The following is a 25075-nucleotide window of genomic DNA, read 5'->3' on the forward strand; positions in this document are numbered from 1 at the left end:
CAGAGGGGGAGTTCCCAACGGACGCCGACAGGCGTCCGCCGCGCACCACGCGACCCCGGAGAACTCGTGACCGACCCCGAACGAACCAGCCCGCTGTACGCCGTCCACGAAGCCGTCGGCGCGAGTTTCACCGATTTCGCCGGTTGGCAGATGCCCGTGCGCTACTCGAGCGACCTCGCCGAGCACCACGCCGTCCGCACGGCGGCAGGGATCTTCGACATCTCGCACATGGCCGAGATCCAGGTCGTCGGCGAGGACGCCGCCGCCTTCCTCGACCAGGCGCTCGCCGGCCGGCTCTCGGCGATCGAGCTGCTGCAGGCCAAGTACTCGCTGCTGCTGAACGAGGCGGGCGGCATCATCGACGACCTCGTCGTCTACCGCAATGGCGATCATGAGTACCTCGTCGTGGCGAACGCCGGCAACCGCGAGGCGGCGGTCGCCGCGCTCACCGAGCGCGCAGCCGCCTTCGAACAGCTCGCCGTGGTCGACCGCAGCGACGAGATCGCCCTCATCGCGGTCCAAGGGCCCGCGTCGCGTGCCATCCTGCAGGCGACCGAGGGACTGCACGTCCTCGACGAACTGCCCTCGCTCGACGAGGTCAAGTACTACCGCGCGACGGGCGCCTCCTTCGAGAACGGCACCGTCTTCATCGGGCGCACCGGGTACACCGGTGAGGACGGCTTCGAACTGTACGTCGACGCCGCGGACGCCGTGGAGCTGTGGAACGCGATCGTCGCCGCAGGAACGCCGCTCGGCCTCGTCCCGGCGGGACTCGCCAGCCGCGACACGCTCCGCCTCGAGGCCGGCATGCCGCTCTACGGCCACGAGCTGGGCCCCGACATGCTGCCGGTTCAGGCCGGGCTCGGCCGGGTGGTCGCGCTCGCCAAGCACGGCTCCTTCGTCGGGCGCGACGCGATCGAGGCCGGCCCGGCCGCCGACGCACGCGTGCTCGTCGGGCTCGTCTCCGAGGGCCGCCGTGCGGGTCGCGCCGGCTATGCCGTCCTGGCCGGCGACGACGTCGTGGGCGAGGTCACGAGCGGCGCGCTGTCACCGACCCTCGGATACCCGATCGCGATGGCCTACGTGCACCCCGACCACACCGAGCCGGGCACCGTGCTCGACCTCGACGTCCGCGGCACGCGCATCCCCGCGACCGTCACCACGCTCCCCTTCTATTCGAGAGAGAAGTAACCCATGGCCGACAAGACCACCCTCAAGTACACCGCCGAGCACGAGTGGATCCGCGTCGAGGGCGATCTCGCCGTCATCGGCATCACCGACTACGCCGCCGAGAAGCTCGGCGACGTCGTGTTCGTCGACCTGCCGGCCGTCGGTGCGGCGCTCTCCGCGAGCACCGTCGTCGGCGAGATCGAGTCCACGAAGTCCGTCGGTGAGCTGTTCGCACCGCTCGACGGCGAGGTCGTCGAGGCGAACGACGCCGTCGTCGACGACCCGTCGCTCGTCAACAGCGACCCGTTCGGCGCCGGTTGGCTCGTCTCGGTGCGGTACGAGGCGCTGCCCGACACGCTGCTCAGCTGGGACGACTACAGCAAGCTGGTGGGCGAGTGATGGCGGACCGTTTCGCAGATCGGCACATCGGGACCGACACCGACGCCCAGGCGACCATGCTCGCAGCGGTCGGGTACGCGAGCGTCGACGAGCTGCTGTCGGCAGCCGTCCCGTCTGCCATCACGGCAGCGGAACTGGCGTCGTCGAGCATCCCCGCCGCCGCGAGCGAGCGTGCGGCGCTGGCGGAACTCCGTGAACTCGCGGGCCGCAACACGATGAACCGGAGCCTCATCGGCCTCGGGTACTTCGACACGATCACGCCCGCGGTCATCAAGCGGAACGTGCTCGAGAACCCCTCCTGGTACACCGCTTACACGCCGTACCAGCCGGAGATCTCGCAGGGGCGCCTCGAGGCGCTCATCAACTTCCAGACGATGGTGTCCGACCTCACCGGCCTCGACACGGCGAACGCCTCGATGCTCGATGAGAGCACGGCCGTCGTCGAAGGGATGCTGCTCGCCCGTCGCGCCTCGAAGCTCGCCGAGACGACCTTCATCGTCGACACCGATGCCTACCCGCAGACCAAGGCGCTCCTCCGCAGCCGCGCCGAAGCGGTCGGCATCGACCTCGTCGAGCTGCCGCTCTCGAGCACCGCGCCGACCGACCTCCCGGCCGCGTTCGGCGTCTTCGTGCAGTACCCCGCAGCCTCAGGACTCGTCTGGGACCCGTCCGCGGTCCTCGCGGCGGTGAAGGCCGGTGGCGGTGTCTCCGTCGTGGCGGCGGACCTCCTCGCCCTGACGCTGATCTCCTCGCCCGGCTCGCTCGGTGCGGACATCGCGGTGGGCACGACGCAGCGCTTCGGCGTGCCAATGGGCTTCGGCGGCCCGCACGCCGGGTACCTCGCGGTCCGCAAGGGACTCGAGCGTCAGATGCCCGGACGGCTCGTCGGTGTCAGCCAGGACGCGGCGGGTCACCCCGCCTACCGGCTCACGCTGCAGACCCGCGAACAGCACATCCGCCGCGAGAAGGCGACGAGCAACATCTGCACCGCACAGGTCCTGCTGGCTGTCATGGCCGCCATGTACGCCGTCTACCACGGTCCCGCCGGACTCAAGCGGATCGCGCAGTCGGTCCACGCGGCGACCGCGAGCGCGGCACACCTCCTGCAGTCCGCGGGGGTGGAGGTGCTCACCGAGCAGTACTTCGACACCCTGCAGGTGCGCGTCGAGGACAGCGCGGCGGTGGTGGCCGGTGCTCATGAGCGAGGCATCCTGCTGTGGGCCGTCGACGAGACGACCGTCTCGATGAGCTTCGACGAGGTGAGTGCCCAGGAGAGCGTCGTCCCGACCCTCGTCGAGGTCCTCACCACCGCCGGTGCGACCACGGCCGGCGAGCCGTCGGCATACGTCTTCGACGAGGCGTCGTCCGCCTCGGCCTTCGGACCGGGAACAGTGTCGGCCTACCCGGCGGCGCTCGCCCGCGAGACCGAGTACCTGACGCACCCGGTGTTCAACACACACCACTCCGAGACCGCCATGATGCGGTACCTCAAGCAGCTCGCGGACCGCGACTACGCGCTCGACCGTGGGATGATCCCGCTCGGTTCGTGCACGATGAAGCTCAACGCGGCGACGGAGATGGAAGCGGTCACCTGGCCCGAGTTCGCCGGACTCCACCCGTTCGCGCCGCGCGAGGACGTGGCCGGTTCCCTCGAACTCGTCGACCAGCTCGAGATCTGGCTCGCCGAGGTCACCGGCTACGACTCCGTCTCGCTGCAGCCCAACGCGGGCAGCCAGGGGGAGCTCGCGGGTCTGCTGGCGATCCGCGGCTACCACCGGGCCAACGGCGACGAGCAGCGCACGGTCTGCCTGATCCCGTCGAGCGCCCACGGCACGAACGCGGCCTCCGCGGTCCTCGCCGGCATGCGGGTGGTCGTCGTCGCCTGCGACGAGCAGGGCAACGTCGACCTCGACGACCTCCGCGCGAAGATCGCGTCGAACGCCGAGACCCTCGCCGCGCTCATGATCACCTACCCGTCGACCCACGGTGTGTACGAACACGAGGTGAAGACGATCACCCAGGCGGTCCACGACGCCGGTGGCCAGGTCTACGTCGACGGTGCGAACCTCAACGCCCTGCTCGGGTACGCGCGCTTCGGCGAGTTCGGTGGCGACGTCTCGCACCTGAACCTGCACAAGACGTTCTGCATCCCGCACGGTGGCGGTGGGCCCGGCGTGGGGCCGGTCGCCGCGAAGGCGCACCTCGCGCCGTTCCTCCCCGGGCACCCGCTCGCCCAGCGCGACGAGCACCCGCTGCTCGGTGGCGGCACCGTCGTGCACGCCGGCGGTCCGATCTCGGCGGCCCCCTACGGCAGCCCGAGCATCCTCCCGATCTCGTGGGCCTATGTCCGCATGATGGGCTCGGAGGGTCTTCGCGAGGCGACGGGGGCCGCGGTGCTCGCCGCGAACTACATCGCCGCCCGACTGCGGGACCACTACCCGGTCCTCTACACGGGTGACAGCGACCTGGTCGCGCACGAGTGCATCCTCGACCTCCGTCCGCTCAAGGAGACGACGGGGATCACGGTCGACGACGTGGCCAAGCGCCTCGTCGACTACGGCTTCCACGCCCCGACGATGTCGTTCCCCGTTGCAGGGACGCTCATGGTCGAGCCGACCGAGAGTGAGGACCTCGCCGAGGTCGACCGCTTCGTCGACGCGATGATCGCGATCAAGGCGGAGGCCGACGCCGTCGCCGCGAGCGAGTGGCCGGCCGACGACAACCCGCTCGTCGGGGCGCCGCACACGGCGCAGTCGGTCATCGAGGGGGAGTGGACCCACGCGTACTCGCGTGAACTCGCCGTGTACCCCGTGCACACGCTGGTGCGGACGAAGTACTGGCCCCCGGTCCGCCGGATCGACCAGGCGTACGGCGACCGCAACCTCGTGTGCGCCTGCCCACCGCCCGAGGCGTTCGCCTAGGCGGAGCGCACCGTCGAACGAGGACTCCCTCGCCCCGTCGTGGGCAGGGGAGTCCTTGTTCGTCCGAGAACGGGCCGGCCGTCGGTCAGGACGGGCTCGGGGCGAAGATGCCCGGCCACCAGGCGACCGCGAGCGGGAACCCGGCGAACGAGATCGCATCGATGATCGTGTGCGCCACCACGAGCGGCATCACGCGGCCCCAGCGCTTGTAGCACCAGCCGAACGCGATCCCCATGGCGACGTTGCCGAAGAACGGTCCGATGCCCTGGTACAGGTGGTAGCTCCCGCGCAGCACGGCGGTCGACAGGATGATCGTCCACCACCCCCACCCGATCTCGCGCAGCCTGGTGTACAGGTACCCGATGATGATGACCTCCTCCTGCAGTCCGGCGCGGAGCGCGGAGAAGACGAGCATCGGGATCGTCCACCAGTACATCGTGTCGGGGAACGTCGACACCGCGACCGTCACCCCGAGCGCCCGGCCGAGGGCGTACACCCCGATGCCGGGGACACCGATCGCGGCGACGAGCAGCGCGCCACGTCCGAGGTCGCGTCCTGGCGAGCGGAGGTCGAGACCCATGCGGGTGAAACCGCTTCGTCCCGGCTGCCAGAGCAGATAGATGACGAGTGCGACCGGCGCGAGCTGGAAGAACAACCCGAGGAACTGGTAGCTGAAGTCGAGCCACTCCCGAGTCGCCTGCGTCGTGTTGATGGCCGCCGACTGGTCGGCGAGCGGCGGCCCGGCGGTGAGCTTCGCGATGAGGGAGATGACGGAGTACACCGCCGAGGCGCCGAGGCTGAGCGCGAGGACGATCCCGATCTCCCACCATCGGCGCGCGACCGGTGACTGTTCGGGGAGATCCGGCTGCTGGACGGTCGCGTTCTGCTCGTTCACCGGTCCATTGTGCGGGCTCCTCGCTTCAGGTGCACCGCATACCACCTGGACGCCCACGTCTCGGCCACCGTCGGCGGGCGGGCTTACGATTCGTATCCGCCGCGGGAGTCCGCTCGCACGAGTTTTGCGATAAGCGTCGTTCTCTTGCGTCGCGGGCGGGATACGTGCACGGAAACTCGTCCGCGAGCAACAATCCTCCGATTCGGTTACCGCTGTGTAACGTTTGGCGTCCCAGTTTGCTCGTCGTCCTGCTTCAACTTATCGTCAGAGTATTCAAAGAGCGGTCCAGCGCACACGATGCGCCGGTTTCGCTTGCCCTTTCCCCAAGGAGGAACTGTGAAGTTCAGTCGGTTCGGCTCTGCCGCCGCCATCATCGCAGCAGGGGCTCTCGTCCTCACCGGATGTTCCGGTGGCGGTTCCAGCAGCGAGAGCACCAGCGGCAACACATCCGCCATCATCACGACCAACGGCTCCGAGCCCGAGTCGGGCCTCATCCCCAGCGACACCAACGAGGTGGGTGGCGGCAAGATCCTCGACGAGATCTTCGCAGGCCTCGTCTACTACGACGCCAAGGGCAAGCCGGTCAACGACCTCGCCGAGTCCATCGAGACCGACGACTCGATCACCTTCACGATCAAGATCAAGCCCGACCAGAAGTTCACCAACGGTGACCCGGTCGACGCCGAGTCGTTCGTGAACGCCTGGCAGGACGCCGCGCTCCTCTCGAACGCGCGCAAGAACAGCTACTTCTTCGAGGACATCAAGGGCTTCAGCTACGACGCCGACCAGCCCCTCACCGGCCTCAACGTCGTCGACGACACGACCTTCACGGTCGAGCTCAACGAGGCTCGCTCGGACTTCCCGCTGCGCCTCGGCTACTCCTCGTTCTACCCGCTGCCCAAGTCGGCGTTCGACGAGGCCGGCAAGGTCACGGCCGACTTCGGTCAGAACCCGGTCGGCAACGGCCCGTACAAGCTCGACGGTGAGAAGGCGTGGAAGCACAACGAGTCCATCGCCCTCGTCACCAACGACGAGTACAACGGTGGTCGTAAGCCGCAGAACGGTGGCGTGACGATCAACTTCTACGCCAGCTTCGACGCAGCGTACGCCGACCTCCTCGGTGGCAACCTCGACGTTCTGGACCAGATCCCGGACTCCGCGATCTCCACCTTCCAGGACGACCTGGGCGATCGCGCTGTGAACCAGCCCGCCGCCGTGTTCCAGTCCTTCACCATCCCGTCCCGCCTCCCGCACTTCAGCGGCGAGGAAGGCGAGCTGCGTCGTCAGGCGATCTCCTACGCGATCAACCGCAAGCAGATCACCGACGTCATCTTCGAGGGCACCCGCACCCCGGCGACCGACTTCACCTCGCCCGTCATCGACGGCTACTCGAAGGACATCCCCGGCAACGAGGTGCTGACCAACGACGACAAGAAGGCCAAGGAACTCTGGGCCAAGGCTGACGCCATCTCCCCGTGGGACGGCTCCTTCCAGATCGCCTACAACGCCGACGGCCCGCACCAGGCCTGGGTCGACGCTGTGACGAACAACATCAAGAACACCCTCGGCATCGAGTCCTCCGGTGTTCCGGTCGCGGTCTTCGGCGACTTCCGTGAGAGCATCACGAGCCGCCAGATCCAGACCGCGTTCCGCAGCGGTTGGCAGGCCGACTACCCGGGTCTGTACAACTTCCTCGGCCCGCTGTACGCGACCGGCGCCTCCTCGAACGACGGTGACTACTCGAGCCCCGAGTTCGACAAGCTCCTCTCCGAGGGTGCTGCCGAGTCCGACCTCGACGCCGCGAACAAGAAGTTCCAGGAAGCTCAGGAGGTCCTGTTCAAGGACCTGCCCGCCATCCCGCTCTGGTACCAGAACGTGAGCGGTGGATTCGGCGAGGGCGTCCAGAACGTCCAGTTCGGTTGGAACTCCGTGCCTCTCTACTACGAGATCACCAAGTAATCTTGTAGACGGCACAACTGGGTGGGTCCGGTTCTTCCGGGCCCACCCAGTTTTCACGAGTTCAGGAGTCCCGCTTTGGGCAATTACATCCTCCGCCGCATCCTGCAGGCCATCCCGGTCCTGCTCGGTACGACGTTCCTCATCTATTTCATGGTGTTCGCGCTCCCGGGCGACCCCATCCTCGCGCTCTTCGGCGACCGGACGCCGAGCCCGGCCGTCCTCGAGCAGCTCCGCGCGGAGTACAACCTCGACAAGCCGTTCATCGTGCAGTATCTGCTGTACCTCGGCGGCATCCTCACGGGCGACCTCGGCACCTCGTTCTCCGGTCAGCCGGTCGCCGAGATCCTCGCGCAGACCTTCCCGGTCACGCTGCGTCTCGCCGTCCTCGCCGTCTTCTTCGAGATGGTCGCCGGCATCACGATCGGCCTCGTCTCGGGCCTCCGCAAGGGCGGCATCTTCGACGCGTCGTTCCTCGTCGTGAGCCTCATCCTCATCTCCCTGCCGGTCTTCGTGGTCGCGTTCATCGCCCAGTTCGTCTTCGGCATCCAGCTCGGCTGGTTCCGGGTCACGGTCGGTGCCGGTGCGCCGATACAAGACCTGTTACTCCCGGCACTCGTGTTGGCGACGATCAGCTTCGCGCAGATCACCCGCCTGACCCGCGGTGCCGTGATCGAGACCCAGTCGCTCGACTTCGTGCGCACCGCGGCCTCGAAGGGCCTCAGCCGCCGCCGGATCATCCCGGTGCACATCCTCCGCAACTCGCTGATCCCGGTCGTCACCTACCTGGCGGTCGACTTCGGTGTGCTCATCGTCGGAGCGACGGTCACGGAGGGCATCTTCAACGTGCCCGGCGTCGGCCGGACGCTCTACCAGGCGATCATCCGTGGCGAAGGACCCACCGTCGTGTCCTTCGTGACCGTGATGGTGCTCGTCTACCTGCTCGTCAACCTGCTGGTCGACCTGCTGTACGCCGTGCTCGACCCGAGGATCCGCTATGTCAAGTCATGATCAGGAACCACAGATGAAGCGTTCATCCACGCACTTCGTCGCCCCACTGGAGGAGACACCGCTCGCGGTGATCGACGCCGTCAAGGTCGACGAGAAGCCGAGCAACCTCTGGACCGACGCCTGGGCGTACATGCGCCGTCAGCCGATGTTCTGGATCTCGGCGGTGCTCATCGTCCTCGTCGTCGTGGTGTCGCTCCTGCCCGGCCTGTTCTCACAGGTCGACCCGCGCAGCTGCAACCTCGACAACAGCCTCGGCGACCCGTCGCTCGCGCACCCGCTCGGCTTCACGAAGCAGGGCTGCGACATCTACTCGCGGGTCATCTTCGGCGCGAACACCTCGCTCGCGGTCGGCCTCATCGTCACGGCGATCGTCTGCGTGCTCGGCATCAGCTTCGGCGCACTGTCGGGCTTCTACGGCGGATGGGTCGACTCGGTGCTCTCCCGCATCGGCGACATCTTCTTCTCGATCCCGTACATCCTCGCCGCCGTCGTCGTCATGTCGGCCCTCGCCGCCTACCGCAGCGTCTGGACCATCTCGCTCGCGGTGGGTCTGTTCGTCTGGCCGAGCGTCGCGAGAGTCCTGCGCGCCGAGATCCTGCGGGTCAAGAACGCCGACTACGTGCAGGCATCCATCGCCCTCGGCGTCTCGCGGTTCCGCATCCTCGTGCGCCACGTCCTGCCGAACTCGATCGCCCCGGTGATCGTCGTCATCACGCTGTCGCTCGCTTCGGCGATCGTCGCGGAGGCGACCCTGTCGTTCCTCGGCGTCGGACTCGGATCCGAGTCGATCTCGTGGGGTGCGGACATCTCCCAGGCGCAGCGCGACCTGCGGACCGCTCCGCAGGTGCTCATCTACCCGTCCATCGCGCTCTCGCTCACCGTGCTCAGCTTCATCATGCTCGGCGAGGTCCTGCGTGATGCACTCGACCCGAAGGCGAGGGCACTCCGTTGAGCACCCCCACACCCCAGGCCGGTGCGCGCACCGGGCAGCCGCTCCTCGAGGTCAAGGACCTCGAGGTCGGGTTCCGCACGCAGAGCGGCACCGTGCAGGCCATCCGCAAGACCAGCTTCACGATGATGCCCGGCGAGACGGTCGCGATCGTCGGCGAATCGGGATCCGGGAAGTCGACGACGGCACACGCCATCATCAACCTCCTCCCCGGCACCGGCAAGATCACGGGCGGTGAGATCCTCTTCGAGGGTCGCGACCTCTCGAAGCTCCCGCGCAAGGAGATCGAGGACGTCCGCGGTCGCCTGATCGGCTTCGTGCCGCAGGACCCGATGTCGAACCTCAACCCGGTCTGGAACATCGGGTTCCAGGTCGAGGAGGCCATCCGCGCCAACGGCATCGCCGAGGGCAAGCAGGCCGTGCGGGCGAAGGCGATCGAGGTCCTCCAGCAGGCCGGTCTCTCCGACGCCGACCGTCGTCTGAAGCAGTTCCCGCACCAGTTCTCCGGCGGCATGCGGCAGCGCGTGCTCATCGGCATCGGGCTCTCCTCGAGCCCGAAGCTGCTGATCGCGGACGAGCCCACCTCGGCGCTCGACGTCACCGTGCAGCGGAAGATCCTCGACCACCTCGAGAGCCTGACGCGCGACAGCGGCACTGCGTTGCTCTTCATCACGCACGACCTCGGCCTCGCGGCCGAACGCGCGGAGAAGCTCATCGTCATGTACAAGGGGCAGATCGTCGAGGCCGGACCGTCGGTCGAGATCCTGCAGAACCCGGTGCACCCGTACACGCAGCGCCTCGTGGCCGCAGCACCGAGTCTCGCCTCGCGGCGCATCCAGTCAGCGACCGGGCCGCTCGAGACGCTCGAGCACGAGGCTCCGGCCGGCTCGGAGGGCATCGACCTCATCGTCGCCGCCGAGCACCGTGCGGCAGCACACGCGGACCTCACGAAGGCGGAGCCCGCGATCGTCGTGGACGACCTCGAGAAGGTCTACAAGATCCGCGGACAGAAGGGCCAGGCGAGTGAGCTGAAGGCCGTGGACGGCGTCTCGTTCCAGATCCCGAAGGGCACCACCATGGCGCTCGTCGGGGAGTCCGGTTCGGGGAAGTCCACCGTCGCGAAGCTGCTCCTGCAGCTCGAGACACCGACCTCGGGCAGCATCCGCATCGGCGGGAAGGCGATGGAGGGACTCGACCGCAGGGGTCTCCTCGCGCTGCGCCGCACGATGCAGCCGGTCTTCCAGGACCCCTACGGTTCGCTCGACCCGCTGCGCAACATCGGGAACACCATCTCGGAGCCGCTGCACACCCACAAGGTCGGCGACAAGGCCTCGAGGCGCGCTCGCGTCCTGGAGCTCCTCGACCAGGTGTCGCTGCCGCAGTCGGTGGCGACGCGCTACCCGAACGAGCTCTCGGGTGGTCAGCGTCAGCGCATCGCGATCGCCCGGGCGCTCGCCTTGAAGCCGGAGATCGTCGTCCTCGACGAAGCTGTCTCCGCGCTCGACGTGCTCGTGCAGGCGCAGATCCTGCAGTTGCTCGCCGACCTCCAGTCGGAACTGCAGCTGACGTACCTCTTCATCACCCACGACCTCGCGGTCGTGCGGGTGATCGCCGACAACGTGGCGGTCATGCAGAAGGGCAAGATCGTCGAGGCGTCGACCACGGACGATGTCTTCGAGAACCCGAAGCAGCAGTACACGCGCGAACTCCTCGACGCCATCCCCGGCGCCGGGATCGAGCTCGCGCTGTAACGAGCCGTCACGCCGAAGGGCGGTGCCGCGGAGCGATCCGCGGCACTGCCCTTCTCCGTTCCCGGGATGGGCCGAAAGGTCAGCCGAGGAGCGCCGAGGCGGCGCCCCAGACCACCAGCGCGGCGGTGACCCCGAGGGCGACGACGTCCCAGCGGGAGACGGCCAGGCGCATGTCGGCCGGGTCGATCTTCCCCCAGCGCTCGTGCGCCCGGTCGATGAGGTCGACGGCCGTAGGCCCCTCGTTCCCCGCTCGTCCTGGTCGGCGGACACCCGCGGCGCGTTCCTGGTGATCGACGTCCCGTCGCCCGCGACCGCCGGTCAGGGAAGGGCGGTCGAGGCCGGCGCTCGGCGCGCCCCAGCTGGTGATCTTCCGACCGTCTCGCAGGAGCACGGTGAGCTGGTATCGGCTCGTGGCCTCTTCGAGACGAGACCAGGGGATCTCATGCAGCCGACCGACGTTCACGATCGTCAGCTGCTCGGGTTCGATGACGATGCAGGGGCGGACGAGGACCAGGTACACCAGCCAGACGACGAGGAGCTCCCAGGGCAGCGCCAGGAGCGCGAACCCCCAGGCGCCGCGGCCCACGGCGTCGATGATGAAGAAGACCATCAGGAGGGCGGTGACCCCGAGGATCCAGTAGCCGCTGGTGCTCCTCAGGGTGGTCCGGTTGCGGGCGTTCGTCGCGTCGTTCACGTCGTCCATCCTTCCAGGCCGCCGACCCGTGGTCGTCAGCAGCGTCGGTCAGGCGGTGACGAGTCGATCGCTCTCCGCGTGGTGGCACGCGACGAGGCGGCCGTCGACAGGACGCTCACGCGGGTCGTCCCGCTCGCAGACCGCCTGCTTGTCCGCCGGCAGGAGCTGGTACAGCGGGCAGCGGCTGCGGAAGCTGCATCCCACCCGGTCGTCGCTCGGGGAGGGCAGGTCGCCGTTCAACAGGATCCGCTGACGGCTGCGTTCGAGCTCCGGGTCCGGGACCGGCACTGCCGAGAGGAGCGCCTGGGTGTACGGGTGCTTGGGGTCGGTGAAGATCGTCGCGCTCGGGCCGTACTCGACGATGCGTCCGAGGTACATGACGGCGACGTCGTCGGCGATGTGGCGGACGACGGCGAGGTCGTGGGCGACGAAGAGGTAGGACAGCCCGAGTCGCTGCTTGAGGTCCTCCAGGAGGTTGATGACCCCGGCCTGGACGGAGACGTCGAGCGCGGACACCGGCTCGTCGAGGACGAGGATCTTCGGCTCGACGACGAGCGCCCGGGCGATGCCGATGCGTTGCCGTTGGCCGCCTGAGAACTCGTGCGGGTACCGGCCGGCGAAGGACGGTTCGAGGCCGACGAGTTCGAGCATGGCCCCGACTCGGTTCCGGATCTCCGCGGGGGAGACCCCGTGCACGGTCAGCGGTTCGCCGATGATGTCCTCGATCGTCATCCGCGGATCGAGCGAGGCCATCGGGTCCTGGAAGACCACCTGGATGTCGCTGCGCAACTTCCTGCGGTCGGGCTTCGAGAGGGTCGCGGTGTCGACACCGTTCACGTGGATGGTGCCGCCCTGGGTCTCGGCGAGCTCGAGGATCTCCATGATGGTCGTCGTCTTGCCGCAGCCGGACTCACCGACGAGGCCGAGCGTCCGGCCGCGCTGGACGCTGAAGGAGACGCCGTCCACGGCGCGGACGGTGCCGATGTTGCGGCGGAAGACCACGCCCTTCGTGAGGGGGAAGGCTCGGGTCAGGTCCTTGACGTCGAGGACGGTCTCGGGGGCGACCTCGGCGACGAGTTCCTCGGGCACCTCGTCCGGCCGGGGGAAGATGTCCGGGCGGAGCAGGGATCCGTCGGCGATCTCGCCGGCACGGATGCACGCCGCGGTGTGTTCGATCGAGGTGGCCGGATCGGTGGCCGGACCGTCGAGCACGGGGAGGAGTGCCGGTTCGCCCTCGAGGCACGCGGCCACGGCGATCGGGCAGCGCGGCGCGAAGGGGCAACCGGTCGGGACGTTCGTCAGCAGCGGCGGACGACCCTCGAGAGGGACGAGCCGCTCCTGCTGGTTCGCCGCCATGTTCGGCATCGATCGGAGCAGGCCGATCGTGTACGGCATGAGTGGCTCGCGGAACAGCGGCACGACCGGTGCCGTCTCGACGATGCGGCCCGCGTACATCACGGCGACGCGATCCGCGTTGCCGGCGACGACGCCGAGGTCGTGGGTGATCAGGACGACGGCGGCACCGGTGATGTCCTTCGCCTCCTGGAGCACCTCGAGGATCTGCGCCTGGATGGTCACGTCGAGGGCGGTGGTGGGCTCGTCGGCGATGATGAGTTGCGGGTCGTTCGCGATCGCGATCGCGATCATGGCGCGTTGGCGCATGCCGCCCGAGAACTCGTGCGGGAATGACTTCGCGCGTCGCTCCGCGTTCGGGATCCCGACGATCTTGAGGAGTTCGATCGCCCGCGTCTCGGCGGCCCGCTGGGAGAGCGCCGAGTCGTGCAGCCGGAGCCCTTCGGCGATCTGCTGGCCGATGGTGTACACCGGCGTGAGCGCGGAGAGCGGGTCCTGGAAGATCATGGCGATGTCGCGGCCCCGGATCCGTGACAGTTCGCGGTCGGACTGCCCGAGCAGCTCGACCCCGTCGTACCGGATGCTGCCGCTGACCTTCGCGTTGGTCGGCAACAGGCCCATGACGGCCATCGACGACACGCTCTTTCCGGAGCCGGACTCGCCGACGATGCCGAGGAACTCGCCCCGGTGGACGTCGTAGGAGACCCCGCGGACGGCGTGCACCGGTGTGCCGGCGTTCGGGAAGGTGACGCTCAGGTCGCGGACCTGGAGGAGCGGCTCGGCCGCCTGGGGGTCAGTCACGGTTGGCTCCTGAGGTCGGGTCGATGGCATCGCGGAGGGCGTCACCGAGCAGGCTCGACGCGAGCACGGTGATGACGAGGATCGCTGCGGGGAAGACGAACAGCCAGGGACGAGTCACGGCCGCGCTCGCACCGGCGGCCAGCAGCGTGCCGAGGGAGACGTCGGGGGCCTGGACGCCGAAACCGAAGAAGCTCAGGGTCGTCTCGGACAGGATCGCCGCGCCGATGCCGAGGGTCGCGTCGATGATGAGGAGGCTGGCGACGTTCGGGATGATGTGCCGCCGGATGATGGTGAAGCCGGGGACACCCATGAACCGCGCCGCCTTGACGTACTCGCGCTCCCGCAGCGACATCGTCTGTCCGCGGATCACGCGGGCGAGCACCATCCATCCGAAGAGGACGAGGAACACCACGAGGGCGAGCCAGGAGAGCGACTTGAACGCGGGGCTCAGCAGGACGAGGAGGAAGAAGCCGGGGATGACGAGGAGGAGGTCGATGACCCAGACGATCGCCTTGTCCCAGACACCGCCGACGTAGCCGGCGATCGCGCCGACGAGGCCCGCGATGATGGCCGCCCCCGGTCCGACGATGAGGCCGATGACGATCGACTTCTGCAGCCCGACGAGGGTCTGCGCGTACACGTCCTGGCCGATGTTGTTCGTGCCGAACCAGTGGTCGAGCGACGGGGGCTGGCTGAAGGCGAGGCCGTCCTGGTCGGTGAACGACCAGGGGGACAGCAGCGGTCCGATGAAGGCCCACAGGATGATGAACAGCAGGACACCACCACCGATGCGGGCGCGCTTCGTGGCGAGCACCTTCCGGAGGATCGTTCGGCCACGCGACTGCGGACGCTTGGGAGCGTCGCGCATCGTCTCGGGTTCGCCGACGGTGAGGGTCGTTGGGTCGGTCAGTGCCATGTCGTTACACCCGCACTCTCGGGTCGAGCGCCGCATAGATCACGTCGGAGAGCGTTCCGGCGATGAGGACGAGGATGGAGGTGAAGAGGATGGTCCCGGCCGCGGCGTTGATGTCCGAGTTCGAGACGCTGGTGAGCAGGTACTCACCCATGCCGTGCCAGCTGAACACGTTCTCGGTCACGCTGGCACCCGTGAGGATGAGCCCGAACGAGTAGGCGAAGAAGGTCGACATCGGGATGAGGGCGACGCGGACGCCGTGTCGGATGATCGCCGAGCCACGGGTGCGACCCTTCGACCGGGCGGTGCGGATGTAGTCGGCACTCATCACGTCGAGCATCGCGCTCCGCTGATACCGGGAGTAGGAGGCCACGGCACCGACGGTCAGGGTGATGGTGGGCAGCAGCAGGTGCATGGCCCGGTCGCCGAGCTGGGTCCAGAAGCCGCCTTGGAGGCCTGCGGTGTACTCGCCCGTGAAGTTGATGACGTTCGTGCCGACCGCCTGGTTGAGCGTCGTCGCGAGGATCATGAGCACGACGCCGATGACGAAGACCGGCATCGCCAGGATGGTGAACGACGCGTAGGTGATGATCTGGTCGCTCGCCCGGTACTGGCGGACGGCGCCCCAGACGCCGAGCGCGACACCGATGACCGCACCGAGGACCGTGCCGATGATGAGCAACCGGAGGCTCGTACCGGACCGCTCGAAGATGTCGGCCGTGACCTGTGTGCCTCGCGTGCTCACGCCGAGGGAGCCGGTGGTCACGAGGTGCGTCACCCAGTCCCAGAGGCGCTCGAGCAGCGGCACCTTGGGATTGACGCCCATCTTGTCGAGCGCGGCGTCGATCGAGGCCTGGGGGATGGGCGGGTTCTTCCCGAGGAACCGGGCCGAGGGCTGGAGGGTCATGCTGACGAGGACGTAGCCGAGCATGGTGGCGATCGCGGAGAGGAACAGGTAGTTGACCAACCGCCGTGCAATGAACCCGATCATGTACCAGCCTTGCGAAGTCGTGGACGGGGACCGCGTCGTCCCGTCAGCTGTGCTCCCCTCGTGGGGTGGAGACACTGTAACCCCCAAGCGCTGGGAATCAGAAAACGACGCGTGTTCTCAGGAAACGAAACGTATGTTTCCGGCTCGTACCGTCGAGAAATCGAAACGGTAACAATTCGTGCCCACTTGTGGGGGATCGCCGGAGCGGGTGCAAGATGGTCCACATTGGCCTGCGCGCCTTCCGCTCCGCATCGGTGCGGGCTCGTGCAGTTACACGTCACGAAAGGTGGATCTCGATGAGTTCCAGAACACAGGGGTCGCGGCGCCGCGGCGGGATGATCCTCGCCGGCGTCTCGATCGTCGCCCTCGCATTGACGGCTTGCACCGGCGGCGGTTCAGGCGGAGGCGGATCCTCGGCGAAGCCGGTCGAGCTGTCCGGTACCGGATGGGAGCGCGCGGACGCCGACCAGATCGCGCAGGGCGGCACGCTCAACCTCGCGGTCGACGCCATCCCGGCGAACTGGAACCTCTCCAACCTCGACTCCGGGACGGTCGACGACCAGTTCCTGACCAACCTGTACACGCCCTCCTTCGTGAAGATCAAGGAAGACGGCACCTGGGAGGCCAACCCCGACTTCGCGACCTCCGTCGAGTTGAAGACCGAGGACCCGCAGGTCGTCGAGGTCAAGATCAACCCCGACGCCGTCTGGTCTGACGGTACGGCCATGAGCGTCGACGACTTCGCCGCGACGTGGAAGTCGCTCAACGGCGTCGAACCCGCATACGCGCCCACCGCGACCAACGTCTGGAAGGACATCGAGTCCGTCACGGCCGGCGACAGCCCGCAGGACGTCCTCATCACGTTCAAGAACAAGAACGCCGACTGGCCGTCCATCCTCGGCAACATCTGGCCGAAGTGGCTCGGCGCGACGCCCGAGTCCTTCAACACCCTCTGGGCGACCGGCCCCTACGCTGCCGACGGTTCCACGTACGTCTCCGGCGGTCCGTACATCGTGAGCAAGATCGACCAGACCGGTGCGGTCGTGACCTTCGAGCCCAACCCGAAGTGGTGGGGCGACAAGCCGAAGCTCGACAACATCATCTTCAAGCAGGTCTCCCGCTCGGGTCTCGCCCAGGCGTTCTCGAACAGCGAGATCGACGTCTTCAGCATCGGCTCGAACGCCGACAACTACCAGACGGCCCAGAAGCGTAGCGACGCGCAGATCCAGCGGTCGCGCGGCACGAACTACAACCACATCACGCTGAACGGCACGTCCGAGGTCCTCAGTGACCCCGAGGTCCGTCAGGCCTTCGCGAAGTCGATCAACCGCAAGACCATCGCCGAGTCCCGTCTGGCGGCGATCGACGCCCCGACCGACCTGCTGAACAACCTCATCTTCCTCCCCGGCCAGGACGGCTACGAGGACGACGCCTCGAAGGTGCTCGGCTACGACATCGAAGCCGCCAAGAAGCAGCTCGAGGACGCCGGTTGGACCGAGGGCAGCAACGGGATCCGCGAGAAGGACGGCAAGAAGCTGACCGTCCGCTACGTCATCGACTCCGACAACCCGGTCTCGGCCGAGACGTCGCAGCAGGTGCAGGCCCAGGTGAAGGAAGCCGGTTTCGACCTGCAGATCGACACCGTCCCGTCGGACGACTTCTTCACGAAGTACGTCACCACCGAGACCCGCGACTTCGACGCCGTGAGCTTCGCCTGGCAGGGCACCGCGTTCCCGATCTCCAGCACCGAGTCGATCTTCTACCCGGCCGACTCCGGACAGAACTTCCCCGGCGTCACCGACGACTCGCTCGGCGAGCTGTGGGCGAGCGCGAACGCCGAGCTCGACCCGCAGAAGCGTCTCGAGATCGCGAAGGAGATCGACAAGAAGATCGTGGCCCTCGCGACGACGATCCCGCTGTTCCCCGTGCCGTACACCTACGGCGTCAAGACCGGGCTCGTGAACTACGGCCCGACCCAGTTCGAGACCATCGACTGGAAGAACGTGGGCTGGAAGAAGTAGACGACGCGACGGGGCTCACTTGAGCCTTGAAACGACGGGCATCGGCGGTCCTTCCGCCGGTGCCCGTCGGCGTTCAGCCCCCGGAGAGGTCGCCTGCGGTATGATGGTCCGTCGGCACCATCGTGCCCGAATCCCATCCACTTGAAGGAAGCCACCCTTTTATGGCGCTCGCCACTCGTTCCGATCTGCGCAATGTCGCGATCGTGGCCCACGTTGACCACGGCAAGACGACCCTCGTCGACGCCATGCTGCGACAGACCAACTCTTTCGCCGAACACGCCCACCTCGAAGAACGCGCCATGGACTCGAATGAGCTCGAGCGCGAAAAGGGCATCACCATCCTCGCCAAGAACACGGCGATCTCGTACAAGGGCGAACACGCCACCGACGGCCCGATCACGATCAACGTCATCGACACCCCGGGCCACGCCGACTTCGGTGGTGAGGTCGAGCGCGGCCTCTCCATGGTCGACGGCGTCGTGCTGCTGGTCGACGCCTCGGAGGGTCCCCTCCCGCAGACCCGCTTCGTGCTCCGCAAGGCGCTCGAGGCCAAGCTGCCCGTCATCCTGCTCGTCAACAAGACCGACCGTCCCGATGCGCGCATCGACGAGGTCGTCGTCGAGAGCCAGGACCTCCTCATCGGTCTCGCGAGCGACATGGTCGACGACGTCCCCGACCTCGACCTCGACGCCGTCCTCGACGTCCCGGTCGTCTACGCCTCGGGCAAGGCCGGCCGCGCGTCGTCCAACAAGCCCGCCAACGGCGAACTGCCCGACAGCGAAGACCTCGAGCCCCTGTTCGCGGCGATCCTCGAGCACATCCCGGCTCCGCAGTACGACGACGAGCACCCGCTCCAGGCGCACGTCACCAACCTCGACGCCTCGCCGTTCCTCGGCCGCCTCGCGCTCCTGCGCATCTTCAACGGCACGCTGAAGAAGGGCCAGACGGTGGCCTGGGTGCGCCACGACGGCGACGTCCACAACGTGCGCGTCACCGAGCTCATGATCACGAAGGCCCTCGACCGCTACCCGGCCGAGAGCGCCGGCCCCGGCGACATCGTCGCCGTCGCCGGTTTCGCCGACATCATGATCGGCGACACCCTGGCCGACCCCGAGGACGTCCGCGCCCTCCCGGCCATCACGGTCGACGACCCGGCCATCTCGATGACCATCGGGACCAACACCTCGCCGCTCATGGGCAAGGTCAAGGGCCACAAGCTCACCGCACGCATGGTCAAGGACCGCCTCGACCGCGAGCTCATCGGTAACGTCTCGCTCAAGGTCCTCGACATCGGCCGCCCCGACGCCTGGGAGGTCCAGGGCCGTGGAGAGCTCGCGCTCGCCATCCTCGTCGAGCAGATGCGTCGCGAGGGCTACGAGCTCACCGTCGGCAAGCCCCAGGTGGTCACCAAGCGCATCGACGGCAAGGTCCACGAGCCGTACGAGCACCTGACCATCGACGCACCCGAGGAGCACCTCGGCGCGATCACCCAGCTCCTCGCCGCTCGCAAGGGCCGCATGGAGAACATGGCGAACCACGGCACCGGCTGGGTCCGCATGGAGTTCATCGTCCCGTCGCGCGGCCTCATCGGCTTCCGCTCCGAGTTCCTCACCGCCACGCGCGGTACGGGTATCGCCAACGCGTTGGCACACGGGTACGGCGAGTGGGCCGGTGCGATCACGACGCGCAACAACGGCTCGATCGTCGCCGACCGCTCCGGTGTGGTCACGCCGTTCGCGATCATCGCGCTGCAGGAGCGCATGTCGTTCTTCGTCCAGCCGACCGAAGAGGTCTACGAGGGCATGGTCATCGGCGAGAACTCGCGCAACGACGACATGGACGTGAACATCACCAAGGAGAAGAAGCTGACCAACATGCGTCAGTCCTCCGCGGACAACTTCGAGTCGATGACGCCGCCGCGCGTCCTCACGCTCGAGGAGAGCCTCGAGTTCGCCCGCGAGGACGAGTGCGTCGAGGTCACGCCCGAGCACGTGCGCATCCGCAAGGTCGAGCTCGACGCTCAGGCGCGCCAGCGCAGCTACTCGCGGCTCAAGAAGCAGTCCGAGTAAGCAGCACCGTTCCACCGCCGACGCCCGGTCCTCCCAGGAAGACCGGGCGTCGGCTCGTTAAGCTGATGGCATGCGCCGACCCGCCTCCCTCGCCCTGCTGGCCGCCCTCGTCCTCGCTCCCACGCTCACCGGGTGCAGCGTCATCGAATCGACGGTGAAGGACTCGGTCGAGCAGGGCATCCGGGACGCGACGGGTGGAGACGTCGACGTCAACCTCGACGAGGGACTGCCCGAGGGGTATCCGACGGACGCCGTCCCGGTCGTGGAGGGCACAGTCAACGGCGGACGCGGCACTGTTGACGGCAAGGACACCTTCGTCGTCACGGTCCAGGCGAGCGACGCCGCGACGGCCGCGAAGGACGCCCTCGTCGCGGCCGGCTTCACGATCGACGGGGAGATCGCGAACGGCGACGGTTCGATCGTGACGCTGTCGACGACGGCTTACGACGTGAAGCTCGTGGCCTCGGCCGACAGCATCCTCTACACGGTGACGGTCAAGTAGCCGTCGACCGGCCGGAGACTACGCGAAGAGCGTCTCGCCGACCCAGCCGTCGGTGCTCGCGCCCGGGGGTACGGCGAAGATCGCGGAACCGACGTGCTTGATGTACTCGTTCAATGCGTCCGTCGCGAGCGCGCGCTGCACGTCGATGAACTGCTGCGGTGAGCGCTGGTACGACATGAAGAACAGCCCGGCGTTCAAGCGGCCGAGGTCGTCGTTGCCGTCGACGAAGTTGTACCCGCGCCGCAGGAGCTTCGTGCCCTTGAGGTGGGTGGGGTGTGCCAGACGCACGTGGGAGTGCTTGTCGATGAGGGGCTGGTCCGTCGCGCCGACCGCTGTGAAGTCGGGTTCCGTGAACTCCTTGCCGCCTGACAGCGGTGCACCCTCGCCCTTGCTCCGGCCGATGACGCGCTCCTGCTCCTGGAGCTGCGCGCGGTCCCAGGTCTCGATGATCATGCGGATCTTGCGGACCACGAGGTAGGAACCGCCGCTCAGCCAACTGGCGGTGTCGCCGTCCTGCACCCACACCTGCGCTTCGACCGTCTTCGTCTCCTCGGACTTCACGTTCGCGGTGCCGTCCTTGAAACCGAACAGGTTGCGCGGGGTGACCTGGCTCGTGGAGGTGGAGGACGTCCGACCGAAACCGAGCTGCGACCAGCGGATGGAGGCGCGTCCGAACGCGATGCGGCTCAGGTTGCGGATCGCGTGGACGGCGATCTGCGGGTCGTCGGCGCACGCCTGGATGCAGAGGTCGCCGCCGGTGAGACCGGCCTGCAGGTTGTCGCCCGTGAACCGGGGCAGCTTCTGCAGCTCGGGTGGACGACGGTCGGCGATGCCGAAGCGGTCGGTGCCGTCGTCGGCGCTGAAGAGCGTGGGACCGAACCCGAAGGTGATCGTGAGCCCGCTGGCGGGGAGCCCGAGCGCTTCTCCGGTGTCGACCGGGGGAGCGAGTGGGGAACCGTCGACGGCGCCACCCGCTGCGACCTCCTGCCCCTGCGTCATCCGTGCGGCCGCGACACTCCAGTCCTGGAGGAGCTCGATGAGCTCCTCCCTGGTGGTGCCTGCCGACACGTCGTAGGCGGCGAAGTGCAGCCGGTCCTGAGCCGGCGTCGTGATCCCGCTCTGGTGCGCTCCGGCGAACGGGTACACCGTGGTGACGCCCGCGCTGCTCGCCGAGGCCGTCGCGGCCGCGGTGATCGCGGCCGTCGCACCCGCACCTGCCGCGAGGCCGGCGGCCCCGGCTCCGGCCAGGCCGAAGAGCGCCCGACGCGAGAGACCCCGCGGTGGGGTGTCGTCCGTCGGGGAGGACGGCGCCTCGGGTTCAGGATTGGTGGGGGGAGTCTGCTCGGTCATCGGACCTCATGCTATTCAGGGGTGGCTGGAAGACCGCGGGGCCGGAACCCCCAGAATGCTCTGAGTCGTTCCGGCCCGGTGTGCCGCGACGGCGGCGGACCCGGTGGGGTCTACTCGGCGACGCCGAGCACGGTGTGGGTGAGCTGCGAGAGCGGCTCGGCGAGGGCGTTGACCTGGTCCGACAGCTCCTTGCGCTGTTCCTCGGTGACCGTGTCGTAGCTGACGAAGCCGCTGTCGAGGCTGCCGTACTTGGCGAGCAGGTCCTGCAGTGCCGTGAACTCCGTGTCGATCTTGCCCACGAGCTTCGTGCCCGCGTCGCCCTTGCTGGCGGCGATGTCCTTCACGTTGCCGAAAGCCACCTCGGCGCCCTGCACGTTCGCGGCGAAGTCGTAGAGGTCGGTGTGCGACCACCAGTCCTCCTCACCGGAGATCTTGCCGACGGCGACCTCGTCGAGGAGGCCGATGGCGCCGTTCGAGATGTCGCCGAGACTCACCGTGAAGTCCTTCTCGGAGACGAGGTCGAAGAGCTGCTGGACGTCGTCGACGAGTCCGGTGGCGAACTGCTGACGCTGCTCCGGCGTGGACGCGGTCCAGTCCATGAGGGCGCTCGTTCCGTCGGAGTTGAGGGCGTCGGCTGCCGGCGGCCAGAGGTCCTTCTCGATGCGGTGGAAGCCGGTCCAGTCGAGACCCTCCGCGACGGCGTCGACCTCGCGGTAGTCGATCTTCGGGTCGAGGTCGCCGAAGGCTTCGGCGGTCGGCTCGATGCGCTCGTAGGAGACGCGGGTCGAGGCGAAGAGTGCGCGGGCGGTCTCGTCGTCGCCAGCGGCGTAGGCGTCGGTGAACGCCTTGACCTGCGGCACGAGCTCGGCGACCTGCGACTTGATGTAGGCGACGTAGTTCGTCACGGCCTGGTCGGTGAGTTCCTGCTCGTCCTTCGACACGGCGGCGTTCTCACCGCTGACGGTGAACTCGGCGAGGCCGACGGGAGCGCCGACGAGCTGGAACTTGCAGGCCGTGTAATACGTGCCCGGGTTCAGCTGCGCCACGTACGAGACGGTCTGCCCGGGGGTGACGTTCTCCTTCTCGCCGACGATGCGGAGCTTGTCGGAGGCGAGGATCTCGAACTCGTTGACGTCGGTGCCGTTGTTCGTGATCGAGAACGTCACGGCGCCGGCCGTTGCCTTGGCGACGGACACGGAGCACGAGTCGTCCGTGATGTCGACGGTGAGCGCGTCGGTGCCCGTGTTGTTCGGGACGCAGCCCGTGAGCGCGAGGGCGAGGACGCCCGCGCCTGCGAGGCCGGTCATGATGCGGTGCTGCATGGAGACTCCTGTCGGAAGGTACTGGTGCTGTGCTGTGTGAACGTGGGCCCGGCCGCGTCAGCCGCTCGTCGCGACGCGGTTCGTGACCGCTGTCGGGCGACGACGCCCGAGCCCTGAGACCCGGACGAAGCAGATGAGCGTGACGACCAGGTACAGCAGCCACGCGATGAACTGCGCCCAGGTCGGGGCGGGGGTGAAGTTGAAGAGGCCGCCGAGGACGGTGCCGTACCAGCTGGTGGGCGGGACGACGGCGCTGAGGTTGAAGGCGGCCTGGCCCCAGCCGGGGATGACACCGGCCTCCTGGAGGTCGCCGACCCCGTAGGCCAGGACGCCTGCGGCGACGACCACGAGGAGCAGACCGGTCCAGGTGAAGAAGGTGCCGAGGTTGATCCGGACGAAGCCGCGGTAGATGAGGTAGGCGACGACGACGGCGGTGAGGATGCCGAGAAGGGCCCCGATGGATCCGACGACGGCGTTCTCACCGGAGTTGACGCTGGCCCAGATGAAGAGCGCGGTCTCGATCCCCTCGCGTCCCACGCTGATGAAGCCCAGCACGACGATGCCGACGGCGGAACCGGCGACGGCCGCGTCGAGTCGGGACTCGAGGTCGTGCTTCAGCTCTCGGGCGTTGCGGCCCATCCAGAAGATCATCCAGGTGACGAGACCGACGGCCAGGATGGAGAGGCCGCCACCGAGGATCTCCTGCGCCTGGAAGCTCAACCCGTAGGGCCCCCAGGTGAGGATCGCGCCGACGCCGAGCGAGACGACGATCGCCACGGCGACGCCGAGCCAGAGCCGGAGGAGGACGTCGCGCCGGCCGAGCTTGTTCAGGTAGGCGACGAGGATGCCGACGATGAGGCCGGCTTCGAGGCCTTCGCGGAGGCCGATGAGATAGTTCGCGAGCACGTGACCGGACTTTCGGGCGTCGAGCAGGCGGTCGCCCGGGGGAGGCCGTCGTTGCTGGGGTGGGAGGCATCCGAGGGCGCGCCGGGCGAGGACCGTGGTCCGGGCGGGGCGCTGCGACTTCGGAACGCGGTTGGGTAAGGCTAACCTTATCCGCCCTCGACCCTAGCGGCCGACGCCGAGACTGTCCAGATACAATCGGCGGATGACCGATCCGGCTTCCGACCCCCGCTTCGCGAGCGCCCCCGCCGCTGCCGACCACTGGTTCCCGGCGCCGGCGGAACCGGACGACGCTCCGCGCGAGCAGACCAACGCGTCCCGGGTCGTCGGGGTCGTCCTCGCCTTCCTCGTCGGGCTCGCCTACGGTGCCATCGGCACGGTCGCGCACGCCTGGGCGCCGTCGGTGCTCGGCATCGCCCTCCCCGTCGGGCTGATCCTCGGAATCCTCGGCGTCGGCATGCTGCTGCTCGGCCTGCGCATCGTCCTCAGTGACCGGCTCGCGGCCGCCGCGGCCGCCTTCGGCGTCATCCTCATGATCGGGGTGCTGCTGCTCGAGAGCACAGGCGGGTCGGTCCTCATCCCGCAGAGTGTCTCCGGCCTCGTGTGGACCATCGCCCCCGGCCTCGTCGCCGTCCTGGTCGTGGCCTGGCCGAAGCTGCCCGAGCGCAAGCGCGAGACCCCGGTGGCACGTCCCGCCGGACCGCCGTCGGAGCCGTTCGTCAGCTCGCCGCAGGCGTAGACTGGATACTCAGTGCTCGTGAAGGGAGCCACCCGCCCGTGACCTACGTGATCGCCCTGCCGTGCGTCGATGTGAAGGACCGCGCCTGCATCGACGAATGCCCCGTCGACTGCATCTACGAGGGTGAACGCTCGCTCTACATCCACCCCGACGAGTGCGTCGACTGCGGTGCGTGCGAGCCGGTCTGCCCGGTGGAGGCCATCTACTACGAGGACGACCTGCCCGAGGAATGGGCGGACTACTACAAGGCCAACGTCGAGTTCTTCGACGAGGTCGGGTCGCCGGGCGGTGCCGCCAAGGTCGGGGTCATCCCGTCGGACCACCCCCTCATCGCCGCGCTGCCGCCGCAAGCCCACGAGTAGCCG

General features: G+C 68.0%; 20 protein-coding genes. 12 read left to right on the forward strand and 8 right to left on the reverse strand.

Annotation, left to right across the window (positions count from 1 at the left end; translation table 11 throughout):
- Nucleotides 1–66 precede the first annotated feature (66 nt).
- Genes gcvT through gcvP form a run of 3 tightly spaced genes read left to right on the forward strand, consistent with a single transcriptional unit; the run spans nucleotide 67 to nucleotide 4490 of the window.
- Nucleotides 67–1191 (forward strand): glycine cleavage system aminomethyltransferase GcvT, encoded by a 1125-nt coding sequence (gcvT, locus tag ITJ57_RS07840; RefSeq protein WP_194669552.1) that lies wholly within the window; start codon nucleotides 67–69, stop codon nucleotides 1189–1191.
- Nucleotides 1192–1194: 3 nt separating this feature from the next.
- Entirely contained in the window at nucleotides 1195–1569 is a 375-nt protein-coding gene (gcvH, locus tag ITJ57_RS07845) for a glycine cleavage system protein GcvH (RefSeq protein WP_194669553.1), read from the forward strand.
- Nucleotides 1569–4490, forward strand: a complete 2922-nt coding sequence (gcvP, locus tag ITJ57_RS07850) for an aminomethyl-transferring glycine dehydrogenase (RefSeq protein ID WP_194669554.1) — start codon at nucleotides 1569–1571, stop codon at nucleotides 4488–4490. Before gcvH ends, gcvP begins: the two co-directional genes overlap by 1 nt.
- Before the next feature lie 85 nt (nucleotides 4491–4575).
- On the opposite strand, the gene ITJ57_RS07855 is transcribed toward gcvP, so the two are convergent.
- A complete protein-coding gene (locus tag ITJ57_RS07855) occupies nucleotides 4576–5385 on the reverse strand; it encodes a CPBP family intramembrane glutamic endopeptidase (protein WP_194669555.1) in 810 nt (269 codons plus the stop codon).
- A 336-nt stretch (nucleotides 5386–5721) separates the two neighbouring features.
- On the opposite strand from ITJ57_RS07855, the gene ITJ57_RS07860 reads away from it, so the two are divergent.
- From ITJ57_RS07860 to ITJ57_RS07875, 4 genes are all read left to right on the forward strand, one after another.
- A complete protein-coding gene (locus ITJ57_RS07860; protein ID WP_056007321.1) occupies nucleotides 5722–7344 on the forward strand; it encodes an ABC transporter substrate-binding protein in 1623 nt (540 codons plus the stop codon).
- Nucleotides 7345–7419: 75 nt separating this feature from the next.
- On the forward strand, nucleotides 7420–8352 hold the full coding sequence (locus ITJ57_RS07865; protein ID WP_056007318.1) for an ABC transporter permease: 933 nt from the start codon (nucleotides 7420–7422) through the stop codon (nucleotides 8350–8352).
- Between the two features lie 13 nt (nucleotides 8353–8365).
- Nucleotides 8366–9304 carry an ABC transporter permease gene (locus ITJ57_RS07870; RefSeq protein WP_082455862.1) on the forward strand — a complete coding sequence of 313 codons (939 nt, stop codon included), beginning with the start codon at nucleotides 8366–8368 and terminating at the stop codon, nucleotides 9302–9304.
- Complete coding sequence (locus ITJ57_RS07875) at nucleotides 9301–11052, forward strand: ABC transporter ATP-binding protein (protein WP_194669556.1); 1752 nt, start codon at nucleotides 9301–9303, stop codon at nucleotides 11050–11052. Before ITJ57_RS07870 ends, ITJ57_RS07875 begins: the two co-directional genes overlap by 4 nt.
- Nucleotides 11053–11131: 79 nt before the next feature.
- On the opposite strand, the gene ITJ57_RS07880 is transcribed toward ITJ57_RS07875, so the two are convergent.
- The 4 genes from ITJ57_RS07880 to ITJ57_RS07895 are packed head-to-tail and all read right to left on the reverse strand — an operon-like array spanning nucleotide 11132 to nucleotide 15804.
- Complete coding sequence (locus ITJ57_RS07880) at nucleotides 11132–11746, reverse strand: hypothetical protein (protein ID WP_194669557.1); 615 nt, start codon at nucleotides 11744–11746, stop codon at nucleotides 11132–11134.
- A 48-nt stretch (nucleotides 11747–11794) separates the two neighbouring features.
- The gene (locus ITJ57_RS07885) at nucleotides 11795–13930 is read right to left on the reverse strand and encodes an ABC transporter ATP-binding protein (RefSeq protein WP_194669558.1); all 2136 of its coding nucleotides are present in this window, start codon (nucleotides 13928–13930) and stop codon (nucleotides 11795–11797) included.
- Nucleotides 13893–14816, reverse strand: a complete 924-nt coding sequence (locus ITJ57_RS07890; RefSeq protein WP_228506537.1) for an ABC transporter permease — start codon at nucleotides 14814–14816, stop codon at nucleotides 13893–13895. The genes ITJ57_RS07885 and ITJ57_RS07890 overlap by 38 nt, the downstream gene beginning before the upstream one ends.
- A 4-nt stretch (nucleotides 14817–14820) precedes the next feature.
- Entirely contained in the window at nucleotides 14821–15804 is a 984-nt protein-coding gene (locus ITJ57_RS07895) for an ABC transporter permease (RefSeq protein WP_194669559.1), read from the reverse strand.
- 296 nt (nucleotides 15805–16100) lie between these two features.
- Between ITJ57_RS07895 and ITJ57_RS07900 the strand changes: the two genes are divergently transcribed.
- The 3 genes from ITJ57_RS07900 (at nucleotide 16101) to ITJ57_RS07910 (ending at nucleotide 20396) form a co-directional block, all read left to right on the forward strand.
- The gene (locus tag ITJ57_RS07900; RefSeq protein WP_194669560.1) at nucleotides 16101–17825 is read left to right on the forward strand and encodes an ABC transporter family substrate-binding protein; all 1725 of its coding nucleotides are present in this window, start codon (nucleotides 16101–16103) and stop codon (nucleotides 17823–17825) included.
- 161 nt (nucleotides 17826–17986) lie between these two features.
- A complete protein-coding gene (gene typA, locus ITJ57_RS07905) occupies nucleotides 17987–19894 on the forward strand; it encodes a translational GTPase TypA (RefSeq protein ID WP_056007297.1) in 1908 nt (635 codons plus the stop codon).
- 70 nt (nucleotides 19895–19964) lie between these two features.
- Entirely contained in the window at nucleotides 19965–20396 is a 432-nt protein-coding gene (locus ITJ57_RS07910; protein ID WP_194669561.1) for a hypothetical protein, read from the forward strand.
- 18 nt (nucleotides 20397–20414) lie between these two features.
- Here the strand turns inward: ITJ57_RS07910 and efeB are convergent, their stop codons facing one another.
- The 3 genes from efeB to efeU form a co-directional block, all read right to left on the reverse strand.
- Nucleotides 20415–21746, reverse strand: a complete 1332-nt coding sequence (gene efeB / locus ITJ57_RS07915) for an iron uptake transporter deferrochelatase/peroxidase subunit (RefSeq protein ID WP_194669562.1) — start codon at nucleotides 21744–21746, stop codon at nucleotides 20415–20417.
- Nucleotides 21747–21856: 110 nt separating this feature from the next.
- Nucleotides 21857–23068, reverse strand: a complete 1212-nt coding sequence (gene efeO, locus ITJ57_RS07920) for an iron uptake system protein EfeO (RefSeq protein WP_194669563.1) — start codon at nucleotides 23066–23068, stop codon at nucleotides 21857–21859.
- A 57-nt stretch (nucleotides 23069–23125) separates the two neighbouring features.
- The gene (gene efeU / locus ITJ57_RS07925; protein ID WP_194669564.1) at nucleotides 23126–23974 is read right to left on the reverse strand and encodes an iron uptake transporter permease EfeU; all 849 of its coding nucleotides are present in this window, start codon (nucleotides 23972–23974) and stop codon (nucleotides 23126–23128) included.
- 202 nt (nucleotides 23975–24176) lie between these two features.
- Between efeU and ITJ57_RS07930 the strand changes: the two genes are divergently transcribed.
- Together ITJ57_RS07930 and fdxA are read left to right on the forward strand one after the other, a co-directional pair.
- Nucleotides 24177–24710: a hypothetical protein gene (locus ITJ57_RS07930; RefSeq protein WP_194669565.1), complete on the forward strand. Its 534-nt coding sequence runs from the start codon at nucleotides 24177–24179 to the stop codon at nucleotides 24708–24710.
- A 38-nt stretch (nucleotides 24711–24748) separates the two neighbouring features.
- Nucleotides 24749–25072: a ferredoxin gene (gene fdxA / locus ITJ57_RS07935; protein WP_056007281.1), complete on the forward strand. Its 324-nt coding sequence runs from the start codon at nucleotides 24749–24751 to the stop codon at nucleotides 25070–25072.
- Nucleotides 25073–25075: the final 3 nt, after the last annotated feature.

It is taken from the genome of Plantibacter sp. VKM Ac-2880, from assembly GCF_015351235.1.
In the GTDB taxonomy this organism is placed as follows: domain Bacteria; phylum Actinomycetota; class Actinomycetes; order Actinomycetales; family Microbacteriaceae; genus Plantibacter.